Here is a 15,542-nt window from a genome sequence, read left to right as displayed (position 1 = left end):
TTAAGGATCCGTGGGTCCGCGCGATGCCGGAGCGCCGCCGACCGTCCGGACGCGGGACACGGCGATCACGCGATCGTGCGCGCTGCCGCGAGAACCTCCTCGGCGTGGCCCGGCACCTTCACCTTCGGCCAGATCCGCGCGATCCGGCCCGCGCGGTCGATCAGCACCGTGGTGCGCTCGACGCCCATGTAGGTGCGCCCGTACATGCTCTTCTGGACCCAGACGCCGTAGGCCTGGAGCGTCTCCTTGGTCTCGTCGGAGGCGAGCGGGAAGGCCAGTCCGTACTTGCCGCAGAACCTGTCGTGGCTCCTGACCGGGTCCGGCGACATCCCGACCACCTGCGCCCCCGCCTCGGCGAAGGCCGGCAGCAGGGCGTTGAAGCCCTGCGCCTCCAGGGTGCAGCCGCTCGTGTCGTCCTTCGGGTAGAAGTACAGCACCACGGTCTGACCCTTCAGCGCGGCGAGGGCGATCCGCGCGCCGCCGGAGCCGGGAAGGTCGAAATCCGGGGCGGGCTCGCCCTCCGTCAGCGGCATGGTGCCTTCCTTTCGGCCGATTGCTGGTGTGGGTGGCCGGCGGCCCGCGCGTGTCGCGACGCCGTCGCACGAAACAGCCAAGCCCGGAGCGCCGCCCGCTGTAAAGGCCGGCCGCGCTCCGATCCAGCGGTCGCGGGGCAGGAGAGTCCCGCGCGACACCCGTGACAAGGGCCTCGATGGCGGACGGGAACACCTCGGGAGGCGGGCGGCGGGCACGGCGCTGGGGTGGGTTCTGCCTCGTCGGCCTGCTCGTCGTGGTGGTCCTGGCCGGTGCCGGGATCGGCGCCGCGGCGCTGCGCCTGTCCAACGGACCGCTGCGCATCGACGGCCTGTCGCGCCGGGTCGCGGCCGCGGTCGCCGAGCGGATCGGCCCGGGCTGGACCATCGGCATCCGCGGCAGCAGCCTGGAACTCGACCGCGAGAACGCGCTGGCGCTCCGCTTCACCGGCCTCGACATCCGCAACCCGCAAGGCGCGCTGGTGGTGCGCGCGCCGCTGGCGCTGGTCAGCCTCGACCCGTGGGGCCTGCTCCGCCTCGATCTCAAGCCGCGCTCCATCGAGTTCCGCGAGACCCAGACCACGGCGCTGGTGCACCGGGACGGCTCGATCGCCTTCGCCGCCTCGGAGGCCGCCCACCCGGTCGACGTCGAGCCCCCCGCGCCGCCGGACGCGGCGGACGGTCCCCGCAAGGCCTCGCCGCTCTCGACGGCCCTCGCCTCGATCTTCGGCGTGGTGCTCGATCCCGGCGGCGTGGTCGGCGCCCTCGACCGCGCCCGGGTCACCGACGCGCGCCTGCGCCTGATCGACGACGACGGCCGCGAGCGGGCGGTGTTCGCCCGGGTCAACGGCCTGTTCGGGCGCGATCCGGTGAGCGGCGCGCGCAATTTCGAGCTGCGCCTCGACGGGCCGCACGGCGAGTGGCGCTTCGGCGGATCGGTGCGCGAGGCCGTCGAGGACGGGCCCGGGCCGACCCGGCGATCGGGCACCATCACCCTCGACGACCTGCCGGTGACCGACCTGCTGCTGCTGACGGGCCACTCGACGCTGCCGGTGACCACCGACCTGAAGCTCTCGGCCCGGGCCGAGGTGCGGCTGGCGGGGGGCCGCCTCGCGGCGATGACCGCCCAGCTCCGCACCGGCGACGGCACGGTCCTGATCGAGGAGAAGGACTTCAACCCCGTCACCGTCGAGAACCTCACCGCCTCCCTGAGCTGGGACGAGGCCGCCCGCACGATGGCGCTCACCGGGCTCGACTACGCCGGCGCGGGCAACGCCGTGCGCCTGACCGGGAGCTGGGCCCAGAGCCCGCCGGGATCCGGCTCGGACTGGACCGCCACCCTCACCGGCCGCGACGCCGTCCTGCGCGGCGCGGCGCCGGCCGACGCGCCGGTGAAGCTCGACACCGTCGACGCGCACCTCACCGGGCGCGGGGGCGGCATCGCCATCGACGACTTCGCCGTGACCGGCCCGGGGGTGAAGGGCCACATCACCGGCACGGTCGACACCACCGCCGACGACGGCGGCCTGACGCTCCACGTCGTCGCCACCGAGGGCGAGGTGCGCACCGGCCTGCGCCTGTGGCCGGAGAACATCGCGCCCGCGGCGCGGGGCTACCTCGTCGATCAGTTGCGCTCCGGCCACATCGACGGCGTCGACATCAAGGTCGACATGTCGGGCTCGGAACTCGCCGCCGCCACGCGCGGCGACCCGATGCCGGACGCGGCGGTGCACATCGACTTCCGCGTGTCGAACGCGGCGATCGATGTCTCTGCGGACGCGCCGCCGGTGACCAAGGGCCGGGTCTCGGGCGTCATCACCGGCCGCACGACGACGGTGCGCGGGGTGACCGCCGAGGTCCGCGGCCCGGACGGGCGGGGGATGGCGATCTCCGACGGCAGCTTCGTCATCCCCGAGATCACCCCGGACCGAGTGATCGCCCAGATCGGCATGCGGCTCACCGGCGGCGCCGACGGGATGGCGAGCGTGCTCCAGGCCAAGCTGTTCAAGAGCGTGATGAGCGTCGATCTCGACCCGGCGACGATCAAGGGCGCCGCCGACCTGCGCGTCGACTTCCCCCTCGACCTGCGGCACATCCCCGATCTGCCCGACCTGCCGCTGACGCTGACCGGCACGCTCAGCGACCTCGCGGTCGACAAGGTCGTGGGCAAGGACCGGCTGGAGGCCGGCCGGTTCACCCTGTCCTACGACCGCGGCAACTTCGCGCTGAAGGGCGACGGCCGGGTCGCGGGTGCGCCCATCGGGATCGACCTGCGCCAGCCCAAGCCGGGCGCGCCCGGCGAGGCGACCGTGACGCTCGCCCTCGACGACGCCCTGCGGGCGAAGAAGGGCCTGCCCACCGCGCCGCAGCTCTCGGGCACGATCCCCGTCCGGGCGGTGGTGCCGATCGGCCGGTCGGGCAAGCCGCCGATCCGGGTCGAGGCGGACCTCGCCCGGGCCGGCATCGACGGGCTGCTGCCGGGCTTCACCAAGCCGGCGGGCAAGCCCGGCCGGCTCGCCTTCACCCTGACCGAGACCGCCGGGGGCTTCGACCTCCGCGACGTCGTCCTCGACGCCGCACCGGCCAGCGCCCGGGGCAGCGCCACGATCTCCACCGAGGGCGGCCTGGAGCACGCGGACCTGACGAGCCTCAAGCTGTCGCCCGGCGACGACATGCGCGTGAGCCTCGACAAGGCCGGCAGCGGCTACCGGGTGAGCGTGCGCGGCGCGGTGGCCGACGCGCGCCCCTTCCTCAAGTCGCTCACCGGCCCCGAGGGCAAGGGGGGCAGGGACGCGAAGGAGGCGAGCCCGAAGGACATCGAGGCCGACATCCAGTTGCCGATCCTCACCGGCTTCAACGACGAGGCGATGACGGGGGCCGCCCTGAAGCTGTCGCTGCGCGGGCGGGACCTGCGCGCGGCGAGCATCACCGGCCGGTTCCGCGCGGCGCCGTTCACGGCCAACGTGGCCCGCGGCGAGCGCGGCGTGCCGGTGCTCAGCGTCGAGTCGGCCGATGCCGGGGCGACCCTGCGCTTCACCGACGTGTACCGGCGGATGTACGGCGGCCGGCTCAGCGCCGGGATCGGCCTCAACGACGGCCCGCAGGCCGGCGTCGTCCAGATCCGCGACTTCACCCTGCGCAACGAGCCGGCCCTGTCGAGCATCATGGCGCAGAGCCCGGAGCCCGAGCCCGAGGCCGGCCGCGGGCGGCGCGGGGCCCCTGCGCAGGCCCAGAGTTCCGTCAGCTTCGACCGGATGCGCGCGAACTTCGTCCGCAGCGGAAGCCGGGTCGACTTCACCGACGCGGCGATCTCGAACGCGGCAATGGGCTTCACCCTGTCGGGCTGGCTCGATACCGGGCGCGATCGCACCGACATCAACGGCACCTTCGTGCCGCTCTACGGGCTCAACAACGTGGTGGCACAGGTGCCCCTGTTCGGGCCGCTGCTGGCGGGCGGGCACAACGAGGGCCTGTTCGCGGTCAACTTCCGCGTCTCGGGCCGGCTCGGGAACCCGGACGTGACCGTGAACCCGCTCTCGGCGGTGGCCCCCGGCTTCCTGCGCAAGCTGTTCAGCGCGGGCGGCGGCCCCTTCGCCGAGGGCGTGCCGCCGGTGCCGGCCGGGGAGCGCTGAGGCGCGGCGGCCCTTCGGCGCGCCGAGGAGGCAGGCCGGTCATCGGCCCGCCGGGGACATCCCGGAGCGCCCCGTCCCGTGATCGCGCGCCGCGCCGGGCTGCCTCGCTTCGTTCGCGGTGACGAGAGCGGCGCACAGAAAAGCCCGGCGCAGCGGACCGCACCGGGCACGACGCCAAATCCCGAAAAAACTACTTCTCGACGAAGGCCTTCTCGATGACGTAGTGGGCCGCCTCGCCGTGGTTGCCCTCCTCGTAGCCGCGCGACGACAAGAGCTCGCGGGTGTCGCGGATCATTTCCGGGCTGCCGCACAGCATGAACCGATCGGCCTCGATCGACATCGGCGGCAGGCCGATATCCTCGAACAGCTTGCCCGAGACCATCAGGTCGGTGATCCGGCCGCGGTTGCGGAACGGCTCGCGGGTCACGGTCGGATAGTAGACGAGCTGGTTCGCGATCATCTCGCCCAGGAACTCATGGGTCGGCAGCGTCTCGGTGATGGTCTCGCCGTAGGCGAGTTCCTGCACCTGCCGGCAGCCGTGGACCAGCACCACCTTCTCGAAGCGGTCGTAGGTCTCCGGGTCCTTGATGATCGACAGGAACGGCGCCAGCCCGGTGCCGGTGCCGAGCAGGTAGAGGTGGCGGCCGGGCAGCAGGTTGTCGAGCACCAGGGTGCCGGTGGGCTTCTTGCCGACGATGATCGGGTCGCCGACCTTGAGATGCTGGAGCTTCGAGGTGAGCGGGCCGTTCTGCACCTTGATCGAGAAGAACTCGAGTTCCTCCTCGTAGTTGGCCGAGACCACCGAGTAGGCGCGCAGCAGCGGCCGACCCTCGACCTCGATGCCGATCATCGTGAACTCGCCGTTGCGGAAGCGGAACGCCGGATCGCGGGTGGTGCGGAACGAGAACAGATTGTCCGTCCAGTGGTGCACCGACAGCACCCGCTCCTCGTAGTACTTGCTCATCGCCGGGTCAGTCCTCGAATCCTATCGTCGCTCGGCCGGGGGTCTTTTCGCACCTGCGGCACGCAGGTCAAGGCGCAGGACGCCACAGCGGCCGAAGAAGTGAACGTCCTGGAATCATTCGAATATTTTTTTGGCATTCGTGAGGCCGTCCGAGCCCGGACCGCTCAGCGCGTCGCGGCCGCGAGCGGCGCCAGCCCCGCCTCGATCTCCGCGCGCCGCCCTTCCAGGAACGGCGGCAGGCTGAGGCGCTCGCCCAAGCTCTCCAGCGGCTCGTCGGCGGTGAAGCCGGGCCCGTCGGTGGCGATCTCGAACAGGATCCCGTTCGGATCGCGGAAGTAGAGGCTGCGGAAGTAGTAGCGGTCGACCGGGCCGCTCGTCGGCGCCCGCGCCGCCCGCAGCCGGTCGGCCCAGGCGCCGTAATCCGCGTCGGGGATCCGGAAGGCGACGTGGTGGACGCCGCCCGCGCCCTGGCGGGCCGGACCCGCGGGGTCGGCGAGGAGTTGCACCTCGGCCGCCGGGCCGCCCGGCCCCATGGCGAAGACCGCCACGGATCCCTCCGGCGTCTCGAAGCTCCGGGCCGGGCGCATCCCCAGGACGTCGGTCAGCACCGCGGCGGTGCGCTCGGGCTGCGGGACCGAGAGGCGCACGGGACCGAGGCCGCGGATCTGATGGGCGACCGGCACCGGCGAGCGGCCGTAGGGGTGGGCGGGGCCGTCCGCGTCGGCGACCAGGGCGAGGCGCTGGCCTTCCGGGTCCTCGAAGGCGAGGGTGAGGCGGCCGTCGCGGGTCTCCGGAGCGGTGCAGGGCACGCCCGCCCCGGTCAGGCGGGCGTGCCACCAGGGCAGGGCGTCGCCCGGCACGCGCAGGTGGACCCGGCTGATGCTGTTCGAGCCGCGCCGTTCGGGCGGGGCGGGCCAGTCGAAGAAGGTGATGTCGCTGCCCGGGCTCGCCAGCCCGTCGGCGTAGAACAGGTGGTAGGCGGAGACGTCGTCCTGGTTGACGGTCTTCTTCACCAGCCGCAGGCCGAGGGTGCCGGTGTAGAACGCGACGTTCTGCGCGGCGCGGGCGGTGACCGCGGTCAGGTGGTGGAGGCCGGTGAGTTGCATGGCGTTCGCTTCGGGGAGTCCACGCCACAGATAAGCGCAGCGCCGCCCGCGCGGGCGCAGATCAGCCCTGCATCGGAAACGGGATCCCGAAGGGACGTGTCCCTTCGGCGGGGTTTTCGGGGCGGAGCCCCGAAGATCGCTGGGCGCGGCCCGGCACCCGCGAGAGGGCTCGCCCTCTCGACACCCCGTCTCGTCAGAACCCGGTCGGCCGGCCGGCGGCGACCACCAGCATGCGCCCGTCCGCGAAGGTGCGGCCGGCGGCGCGGCGGATGTCGGCCTGCGTGACGGACGACACCATGGCGTTGCGCCGGGCGATGTAGTCCATGCCCAGATCCTCGAACGCGATCTGCACGATCTGGTGGGCGATCTTGGTCGAGGTGTCGAAGCCCAGCGCGTAGGAGCCGGTGAGGTAGTCCTTGGCCTTCTGCAACTCCTCGTCGGAGGGGCCGTCGGTGATGAGCCGCCCGATCTCGTCGCCGATCACCGACAGGGCCTCGGCCACGCGCTCGTTCTTGGTGGCGGTGTAGCCCCAGGTCATCGCCGCGGCCCGGTGGCTCACCAGCGAGGTGCCGACCGAGTAGGCGAGGCCACGCTTCTCGCGCACCTCCTGGAACAGGCGCGAGGTGAAGGCGCCGCCGCCGAGGATGTGGTTGAGGACGTAGGCCGGGATGAAGTCCGGGTCGCGCCAGGGCACGCCGGCCATGCCGAAGCGGATCACCGATTGCGGCACGTCGAGATCGACGACGATGCGCTTGCCGAGATCCTGCACGGTGGTGCGCGGCACCGCCTTCAGGGCGCCGGCCTCGGACAGGCCGCCGAAGGCGCGGGTCAGGCTCTCGGCGAGTTTCTCGGCGTTGATCGCGCCGACCGCGGCGACCTTGATCCGGCCGCGGCCGATGATCCGGGCGTGCATGGCGAGCAGGTCGTCGCGGGTGATCGCGGTGACGCTCTCCACCGTGCCCGAGGAGGGGCGGGCGTAGGCGTGGCCGTGGAACGCCTCCTTGAAGAAGCGGCGGGAGGCCATCACCCCGGGATCGTTCTGCTGGTAGCGCAGGCCGGCGATCACCTGCGCCCGCACCCGCTCGATCGCGTCGGGATCGAGGCGCGGCTTGGCGAGCGCCAGCGCCAGCAGGTCGATCGCCTCGTCGGCGTGCTTGAGCAGCATCTTCAGCGAGCCGCCCAGCGCGTCGGGGCCGGCGTGGAAGGACAGCTCGATGGCCCGCGCCGCGAGCCGCTCCTGGAAGGCGTCGGAGCCGAGGTCGCCGGCGCCCTCGTCGAGCAGGCGGGCGAGCATCTGGGCGCAGCCGGCCTTGCCCGCCGGGTCCTGTGCCGCGCCGCCCTCGAAGGTGAAGGACAGGGCGATCATCGGCACCACGGGGGACTCGACGTGCCACGCCTCGACGCCGGGGACGCTCGCGACGGGGAGCGCCGTGGTCGGGCTCGTGGCACTGCGCGTGTCGGTGTCGGCCAGGTTCATGGGAGCCTCGTGTTCTGTTCGTGCGGTCGGGCGCGGGGCGGGGTCTCGGGGGAGAGCCTCACTCCGCCGCCATGGCGACCGGGGCGTCGGGGTCCTGGGCCTTGGTGAGGTAGCCGGTGACCGAGCGGGCGGGCACGAGCCAGCGCTCGACCGAGTCCTTGAGCCGGGCCTGCGTCACCGCCTCGATGTCGGCTGGCCAGCGGCGGACCTCCTCGATGGTCTCGCCGATGGCGAGCGCCGAGCCGTAGATGCGGGCGAGCGAGGACTGGCTGTCGGACGAGTAGACGGTCTCGGCGACCAGCCGGGTCTTGGCGCGCTCGATCGCGTCGGGCGACAGCGCCTCGGCGGGGGCGCGGGCGAGCACCCGGTCGACGGCGGCCTCCAGCTTCTCCAGGCTGACGCCCTCGGCGGGCACCGCGTAGACGGAGAAGCGGGTGTCGTCGATCGCCGAGCCCATGTACCAGGCGCCCGCGTTGACGGCGAGCCCGCTCTCCAGGACGAGCTTGCGGTAGAGGTAGGAGGTCGAGCCCCCGCCCAGCACCTCGGCCAGCAGCTCGAGGTCGTGGCAGCCGCCGTCGCGGGCGGTGATGCAGGAGGGCGTGAGGTAGAGCCGCTGCAGGGTCGGCTGCTCGACCTTGGGGTCGGCCACCGCCACCCGGCGCAGGGCCCGGGGCTCCGGCTCGCGCGCCCGGACCCGCTCCGGACGGGCGCCCTGGGGCGCGACCCGGCCGTAGGTGTCCTCGGCGAGCCGCCGCACCTCGTCCGGGGTCACGTCGCCGGCCACCACCAGGATCGCGTTCTCGGGGGTGTAGAAGCGCTTGTAGTAGTCGAGCGCGTGGGTGCGGTTCAGCCCCTCGATCTCGTGCATCCAGCCGATGATCGGGATGCCGTAGGGGTGGTGGACGAACAGCGACGCCGCCATCGCCTCGGAGAGCTGCGCGCTGGGGTCGGTCTCGACCCGCATGCGGCGCTCCTCCAGCACCACGTCGCGCTCGGGGGCGACCACGGCGTCGTCGAGGACGAGGCCGCTCATCCGGTCGGCCTCGAAGGCCATCATCGTGCCGAGGTGGTCGCGGGCGACCCGCTGGAAATAGGCGGTGTAGTCGTAGCTGGTGAAGGCGTTCTCCTGGCCGCCCAGGCCCGACACCGCCTTGGAGAAGGCGCCCACGGGGTGCTTCTCCGTGCCCTTGAACATCAGGTGCTCGAGGAAGTGGGCGATGCCCGACTGGCCGAGCGGATCGTCGGCCGAGCCGTTGCGATACCAGATCATGTGGGTGGCCACCGGCGCCCGGCGGTCGGGGACGACGACGACGTCGAGGCCGTTGTCGAGGGTGAAGGCCGTCACCTCCGGCCCGCCCGCCTCGGAGCGCCCGAACGGGGCCGCCTCGGCCCGTCCGGCACTGGCGCCGATCGGGGTGCCCGGGCGCCGCGGGAAGAGGGTGGGCATCGCCGTCCTGAACAGGTGCATACCGCTATCCTTCCGCCGGTCCCGGCTCCCGGCGCCCCGGCCCCGTGGCGGGGCAGGCATCTCGGGCCGTCCCGGCTCCGGCGCGGCAAGAGCCGTACCGGGCCTGAAATCTCGTGTCGCCGGCTCCCGCGTCGCCATTCTCATGTCGTCACGAGGGAGCGCCGTTGCAACGGCGCCACACCGGCGCGGAAACGCGCTACTGCCGGGCCCGCGAGCGGATATAGGTGCCGGGGTCGGCCTCCTCCCGCTCCTGGGAGGCGTTCTTGATCGGCTCGCTGGAGGCGGGCTTGGCGAGCTTCTTCGGCGACTGCCGGTAGCCGGTGGGCGGCTGGGTGAGGGTGTCGCGGGTCGGCTCCACGTCGGAGGGCTCGGCGTCGGCGCTCTTGCCCTTCAGGAGGTCGAGGGGGTTCACCCAGGTGTCGCGGCGGGTGTTGTCGCCGGGCTTGTCGGTGATCTCGGTGGTGAGGTTGGCGCCGGCCCGGCGGCCGGCCCGCATCTCGTCGATCGAGAGCGTGGCGTTGTTGTCGTTGTAGCGCCCCTGCGTCTGGTTGCCCGCGGGGGCGCGCCGCTCGGCCTGCTCGCGCTCGACGACCTCCGGCTCCTTCGGCCAGGCGGCGTTGGAGGAGCGGGCGCGGGGCGCGGGCAGGGCGCGGCCGTCGAGCTTGGGCGGCATCACCAGCGGCGGGCGCTCGTGGTAGTCGATCGGCGCCTGGCGCTTCTCCAGGAGGCCGATGCCGGAGAGGGCGTCGCGCATCAGCTCGCCGCGCTCCTGCGCCTGCGCCGCGCCGACCGCGAGCCAGGGGAGGAGCGCGCCGGCCACCGCGGCGGAAACGAGACGAAGCCTGTGCGCGGTCATGCTGCCTCACGGGTTCCGGCCGGGAACCCCGGCGCGGGGGCGGCCGCGGCGCGGCCCGATCCGACGGATCCCGGCCTGAGGCCGGTTTCCGGCGATCGTATGGCGCCTTGACCGCATCGCACCAGGGCGGTGAGGCGGGAACCCGCTGTGTGTTGCGCGGATCACGGGCGCGGGGCGGCGTCGCCGGCCCCGTCCCGGGCCTCCCGACCGGCGCCGCGCAGGCTGTCGAGCACCAGCCCGACGACGCCGGCCACGATCGCGGCGTCGGCGACGTTGAACACGTACCAGGACCAGCCGAACGCGTGCAGGTGGACGAAATCGAACACCGCCCCGTAGGCGGCCCGGTCGATCGCGTTGCCGAGCGCCCCGCCGACGATCAGGCCCAGCGCCACGGCGAGCAGCCGCGTCCCGGCGCGGATCATCCAGATCCCGAGGCCGAGCGCCGCGGCGAGCGACACCGCCACCAGCAGCCAGCGCCCGAGATCGCCCTCCTGCTGGAGCAGCCCGTAGGAGACGCCGCGGTTCCACACGACGACGAAGTCGGCGAACGGCGCCAGCCGCCACGGCTGGGTCAGCACGAGGTCGGTGCCGAAGTACAACCAGAGCTTCGAGGCCTGATCGAGGAGGAGGGTGAGGAGGAGGGCCGTGAGGCCGGCGCGGGCGGGGGTCATGGGCGAGGGCCGGACGACCACCGCCGGGCGCGCGCGTCCCTCCCCCCTCTGCGGGAGAGGGTAGCCTGCGCAGCAGGGGGGGAGAGGGGCAGCGCCACGCCTCGGGATGCGGCTCGCGTTGCGACCTCTCCGGAGGCCGCGCTCCCCTCTCCCGACCACCTTCGGGGGCCACCCTCCCCCGCAGAGGGGGGAGGGGGATGTGTGGCGGACCTCATCACGCCGCGCTGGCCTCCGGATGCGCCGCGTCCCACTCGCGCAGGGCCCGCGCGTCGCGGGGCGTCACCTCCGGGTAGGCCGGATCCGCGCCGACCTCCGGGCTGACCCGCCAGGAGCGGGCGCACTTGCGGCCCTCGGCGAGCGCGGGGACGACGGCGACGCCGCGCACCTCGTCCAGGCGGAAGGCCTCGGCCGGGCCCTCGCCCGCGACGACCGCGACGCCCGAGGTGATGCAGGCGTCGGCGAAGGCGCCGTCGGGCAGCCCCTGGACCGCGGCCAGGAGGTCCGGGTCGGCGATGTGGACGACGGGCGCCGCCTCCAGGCTTGCGCCGATGCGCTTGGCCGCGCGCTCGATCTCCAGCGCCCCGGTCACCACCCGCCGCACCCGCCGGATTCTTTGCCAGCGCTCCGCGAGGGAGGCGTCGCGCCAGGACGCGGGTGTGTCCGGCAGGGTCTGGAGATGCACCGAGCCGTCCTCGGACGGGTAGCGGTCGAGCCACGCCTCCTCCGCCGTGAAGGCGAGGACGGGGGCGAGCCAGACCGTGACGCGCGAGAAGGCCGCGTCGATCACCTGCAACGCCGCCCGGCGGGTGACCGAGGAGATCGGATCGCAGTACAGCGCGTCCTTGCGCACGTCGAAGTAGAACGACGACAGGTCGCCGGTCATGAAGCCGTTCAACAGCGCCACCACCCGCTTGGTGTCGTAGGCGGCGTAGGCCTCACGGATCTCGCCGTCGAGCTCGGCCAGACGGTGCAGGATCAGCCGCTCCAGCTCCGGCATGTCCGCGTAGGCGACGTCGTCGCCGGGGACCCGGTGGGCGAGCGAGCCGAGCATCCAGCGCAGGCTGTTGCGCAGCTTGCGGTAGGTCTCGGCGAAGGTCTTGATGATCTCCGGGCCGATGCGCAGGTCGTCCGTATAGTCGGACGCCGCCACCCACAGGCGCAGGATGTCGGCGCCGGAATCCTTGATGACGCTCTGGGGCGCGACGACGTTGCCGCGCGACTTCGACATCTTCAGCCCCTTGCCGTCCTGCACGAAGCCGTGGGTGAGGACGATGTCGTAGGGCGCCCGCCCGCGGGTGCCGGCGGATTCGAGCAGCGAGGACTGGAACCAGCCCCGGTGCTGGTCCGAGCCCTCCAGGTACATCACCCGGTCGCGGCCGCCGTCGCGCACGCGCGTCACGCCGGAGAGGCCGGGGAACTGCGCGGGGTCGTCGAGCACGAAGGCGTGGGTCGAGCCGGAATCGAACCACACGTCGAGCACGTCCGTGACCCGCTCGTACTGCGCCGGGTCGTGGTCGGGGGCGAGGAAGCGGGCGGCCGCATTCTCGGCGAACCACGCGTCGGCGCCCTCGGCGGCGAAGGCCGCGACGATCCTGTCGTTCACGGCCGCGTCCCGCAGGATCTCGCCGGTCTCGCGGTGGACGAACACGGTGATCGGCACGCCCCAGGCGCGCTGGCGCGAGACCACCCAGTCCGGCCGCCCCGAGACCATGCCGCCGATGCGGTTCTTCCCCTGGGGCGGCACCCACTGGGTCTCGTCGATGGCGCGCAGGGCGACCTCGCGCAGCGTCCGCCCGTCGAGGCTCGGCACCGGCCGGTCCATGGCGATGAACCATTGCGGGGTGTTGCGGAAGATCACCGGCTTCTTCGAGCGCCAGGAATGCGGGTACTGGTGGCGCAGCACCCCGCGGGCGACGAGCGCCCCAGCCTCGGTCAGCGCGGCGATCACCGCCTTGTTGGCGTCGCCCTTCTCGCCCTTGTCGGTGTAGACGCGCCGCCCCTCGAAGCCGGGGGCGGCCTTGGTCAGCGCGCCGTCCGCGTCCACCGTGTAGGGGATCGCGGTCTCGATGCCGCGGCCCGCGAGCACCCGGCCGGCGGCCATCCAGATCTCGAAATCCTCGCGGCCGTGGCCCGGCGCGGTGTGGACGAAGCCGGTGCCGGATTCGTCGGTGACGTGGTCGCCGTCGAGCATCGGCACGGCGAAGTCGTAGCCGAGGGCGGAGAGCGGGTGCGACAGGGTGAGGCCGGCGAGCGCGGCGGCGGGCACGTCGGCCACGCGCTCGAACGCCTCCACCCGGGCCGCCTTGAACACCCCGGCCGCCAGCGTGTCGGCGAGCAGGTAGGTCTCGCCCGGCTTGGCCCAGTTGTCCTCCGGCGCCCCGGTGACCCGGTAGAGCCCGTAGCCGATTTTCTTGGAATACGCGACCGCGCGGTTGCCGGGGATGGTCCACGGGGTGGTCGTCCAGATCACCACCCGGGCGCCGTCGAGCCCGTCGCCCCCGCCGCGGATCGGAAACGCGACAAAGATCGTGTCGCTGACGTGCTCCTCGTACTCGACCTCGGCCTCGGCCAGCGCGGTCTTCTCCACCACCGACCACATCACCGGCTTGGAGCCGCGGTAGAGCTGGCCGGTGACGGCGAACTTCATCAGCTCGGCGGCGATGGCCGCCTCCGCCGGGAAGGCCATGGTGGAGTAGGGGTGGTCCCAGTCGCCGGTGACGCCGAGCCGCTTGAACTCGGCGCGCTGCACGTCGAGCCAGTGCGCCGCGAAGGTCCGGCACTCCTGCCGGAACTCGATCACGGGCACGTCGTCCTTGTTGCGGCCCTTGGCGCGGTACTGCTCCTCGATCTTCCACTCGATCGGGAGGCCGTGGCAGTCCCAGCCGGGGACGTAGTTGGCGTCGAAGCCGAGCGCCCCGGCCGAGCGCACCACCACGTCCTTGAGGATCTTGTTGAGCGCCGTGCCGATGTGGATGTTGCCGTTGGCGTAGGGCGGGCCGTCGTGCAGCACGAATTTCGGCCGCCCCGCCGCCGCCGCCCGGATCTTCCCGTACAGGCCGATCCGGGCCCAGCGCTCCAGCAGCAGCGGCTCGCGGACGGGGAGTCCGGCGCGCATCGGGAACTCGGTGCGGGGCAGGAACAGGGTCTTCGCATAGTCGCGGGCGGGCGCGTCGGACGGCGCGGCGGTCTCGGGGGCGGTCATCGGATCTCGCAGTCGGCGGTCGGGCCGGTCTCGGGCCGGCGTGAGGCGGGGCGGGGGCGGATCCCGGCCTCTCGCGCGGGCCCTGTCCGCGCGGTCGCGCACGGGCTCCTACGCGGAGGCCGGGCTGGTAATTCGGAACGGGCGGCGGAGGGCGCGCATCGCCCGCTCTCTAGCAGCGGCACCGGCCGGATGCCAGCGCGCGCCGCGGTCCCGCGGCCGATCGGAGGTCGTCGCGCCGGGACCTTTTCCGGCCTCGTTCGTTGACCGGCATGCCCTCCGCGTCCCGGCGACGGGTCGCGGATCCTCTCAAGGAACGACAAGGATCCAGCATGAAGAAGCTTCTGATCGCCGCCCTCGCCCTCTCGCCGGTGGTGTTCGCCGGCGCGGCCGAGGCCCAGGGCACGGTCCGCGGCGCCCAGCGCGGCGTCGAGGACGGCAACGCCGCGGCCGGTCCGGTGGGCGGCGTGGTCGGCGGGGCGGTCGGCGCGGCCACCGGCACCGTCGGCGGTGTGCTCGGCACCGATCCCGATCCGGCCCGCCGCGCCCGCGAGGACCGCCGCGAGCAGCGGATGGAGCGCCAGGAGCGGATGGGCCGCTGAGGCCGGTCCCGGGCCGGCCGTCTCAGGCGGCCGGCCTGCGCGCCTCCCGGCGCAGGGTGTCCTGCGCGAGCAGGTACAGCCCGGAGCCGACGACGATCATCGCGCCGACGATGGTCCAGCGGCTCGGCAGGTCGCCGAACAGCAGGAAGCCCAGCGTCACCGACCATAGGAGCTGGGTGTAGATGAACGGCGCGAGCACGTTGGCCGGCGCCCGGGCATGGGCCATCACCAGCAGCCAGTGGCCGAGGGTCCCGAACAGGGCGACGCCGAGCAGCAGGGCCCAGTGGCTCAGCTCGGAGGGGTTCGCCCAGATCCAGGGCAGGAGCGGCGCCATCAGCGCCACGCCGGCAAGCCCGGTGTAGAACATCGTCGTGGCGGTCGAGTCGTGGGCGGCGAGCTTGCGCGTGAGGATCGCGTAGAACGCGTAGACCACGACGTTGGCCACGCAGAGCAGCGCGGCGGGGTGCATCGTCCCCACCCCCGGCCGCACGATCACCAAGACGCCGAGGAAGCCGACGCCGATCGCCGCGAGCCGCGCCCGCGACGACCACTCGCCGAGCAGCGGCCCGGCGAGCAGCGCGACGGTCAGCGGCGCCGCGAACTGGATCGAGATCGTCTCGGCCATCTGCAGGTAGCGCAGGGCCACGAAGTTCAGGGCGGTGGAGGCGAACAGCAGCAGCGAGCGGACGATCTGCAACCCGAGCCGGCGGCTCTTCATCACGCCGGGCGTCGCCACGGGGTTGATGAACAGCGAGATCATCGCGACGCTCGCGGCGTAGCGCATGAAGGTGGTCACCAGCGGGTCGACCCCGCCCCGCGCGAGGGTCTTGGCGCAGGCATCGAGGCTCGCGAAGAACGCGACCGCCCCGCACATCAGGGCGATACCGACGATCCGGCGGCGGCGGGCCGTGTCCGGCTCCGGCGCGGTGCGCGTCTCGGTGCGCCCTTCTTGGATCTGCGCGGTGCTGGCCTGTAAGCCCATCGTTCCGGGATCCTGCCTGCCGAACCTCGATCGAGGTCCGTATTCCTGCCACGCC

Annotated in this window: 11 protein-coding genes; 2 read left to right on the top strand and 9 right to left on the bottom strand. The window is 73.0% G+C overall.

Annotation, left to right across the window (positions count from 1 at the left end):
• Nucleotides 1–65 precede the first annotated feature (65 nt).
• Nucleotides 66–533 (bottom strand): peroxiredoxin, encoded by a 468-nt coding sequence (locus tag Q8W71_RS16515; protein ID WP_305526484.1) that lies wholly within the window; start codon nt 531–533, stop codon nt 66–68.
• Between the two features lie 176 nt (nt 534–709).
• On the opposite strand from Q8W71_RS16515, the gene Q8W71_RS16510 reads away from it, so the two are divergent.
• Nucleotides 710–4,162, top strand: coding sequence for a hypothetical protein (locus Q8W71_RS16510; protein ID WP_305526483.1), 3,453 nt, complete (start codon nt 710–712; stop codon nt 4,160–4,162).
• A gap of 190 nt (nt 4,163–4,352) precedes the next feature.
• Here the strand turns inward: Q8W71_RS16510 and Q8W71_RS16505 are convergent, their stop codons facing one another.
• The 7 genes from Q8W71_RS16505 to ileS form a co-directional block, all read right to left on the bottom strand.
• Nucleotides 4,353–5,126 carry a ferredoxin--NADP reductase gene (locus Q8W71_RS16505; protein ID WP_305526482.1) on the bottom strand — a complete coding sequence of 258 codons (774 nt, stop codon included), beginning with the start codon at nt 5,124–5,126 and terminating at the stop codon, nt 4,353–4,355.
• Nucleotides 5,127–5,290: 164 nt separating this feature from the next.
• The gene (locus Q8W71_RS16500; protein WP_305526481.1) at nt 5,291–6,232 is read right to left on the bottom strand and encodes a ring-cleaving dioxygenase; all 942 of its coding nucleotides are present in this window, start codon (nt 6,230–6,232) and stop codon (nt 5,291–5,293) included.
• Between the two features lie 193 nt (nt 6,233–6,425).
• The gene (locus Q8W71_RS16495) at nt 6,426–7,709 is read right to left on the bottom strand and encodes a M16 family metallopeptidase (RefSeq protein ID WP_305526480.1); all 1,284 of its coding nucleotides are present in this window, start codon (nt 7,707–7,709) and stop codon (nt 6,426–6,428) included.
• Nucleotides 7,710–7,767: 58 nt separating this feature from the next.
• Complete coding sequence (locus Q8W71_RS16490) at nt 7,768–9,177, bottom strand: M16 family metallopeptidase (protein WP_305526479.1); 1,410 nt, start codon at nt 9,175–9,177, stop codon at nt 7,768–7,770.
• Nucleotides 9,178–9,373: 196 nt separating this feature from the next.
• Nucleotides 9,374–10,033, bottom strand: coding sequence for a hypothetical protein (locus Q8W71_RS16485; protein WP_305526478.1), 660 nt, complete (start codon nt 10,031–10,033; stop codon nt 9,374–9,376).
• A gap of 161 nt (nt 10,034–10,194) precedes the next feature.
• Complete coding sequence (gene lspA, locus Q8W71_RS16480) at nt 10,195–10,704, bottom strand: signal peptidase II (protein ID WP_305526477.1); 510 nt, start codon at nt 10,702–10,704, stop codon at nt 10,195–10,197.
• Nucleotides 10,705–10,918: 214 nt separating this feature from the next.
• The gene (gene ileS, locus Q8W71_RS16475; RefSeq protein ID WP_305526476.1) at nt 10,919–13,906 is read right to left on the bottom strand and encodes an isoleucine--tRNA ligase; all 2,988 of its coding nucleotides are present in this window, start codon (nt 13,904–13,906) and stop codon (nt 10,919–10,921) included.
• Nucleotides 13,907–14,235: 329 nt separating this feature from the next.
• On the opposite strand from ileS, the gene Q8W71_RS16470 reads away from it, so the two are divergent.
• Nucleotides 14,236–14,505: a hypothetical protein gene (locus Q8W71_RS16470; RefSeq protein WP_305526475.1), complete on the top strand. Its 270-nt coding sequence runs from the start codon at nt 14,236–14,238 to the stop codon at nt 14,503–14,505.
• Nucleotides 14,506–14,527: 22 nt separating this feature from the next.
• On the opposite strand, the gene Q8W71_RS16465 is transcribed toward Q8W71_RS16470, so the two are convergent.
• Complete coding sequence (locus Q8W71_RS16465) at nt 14,528–15,487, bottom strand: DMT family transporter (RefSeq protein ID WP_305526474.1); 960 nt, start codon at nt 15,485–15,487, stop codon at nt 14,528–14,530.
• Nucleotides 15,488–15,542 lie beyond the last annotated feature (55 nt).

Origin of the sequence: Methylobacterium amylolyticum, assembly GCF_030700245.1 — a bacterium.
Classification (GTDB): Bacteria; Pseudomonadota; Alphaproteobacteria; order Rhizobiales; family Beijerinckiaceae; genus Methylobacterium.
The sequence above is the reverse complement of the archived record's forward strand: the minus strand, read 5'-3'. Positions and strand labels throughout refer to the sequence as shown.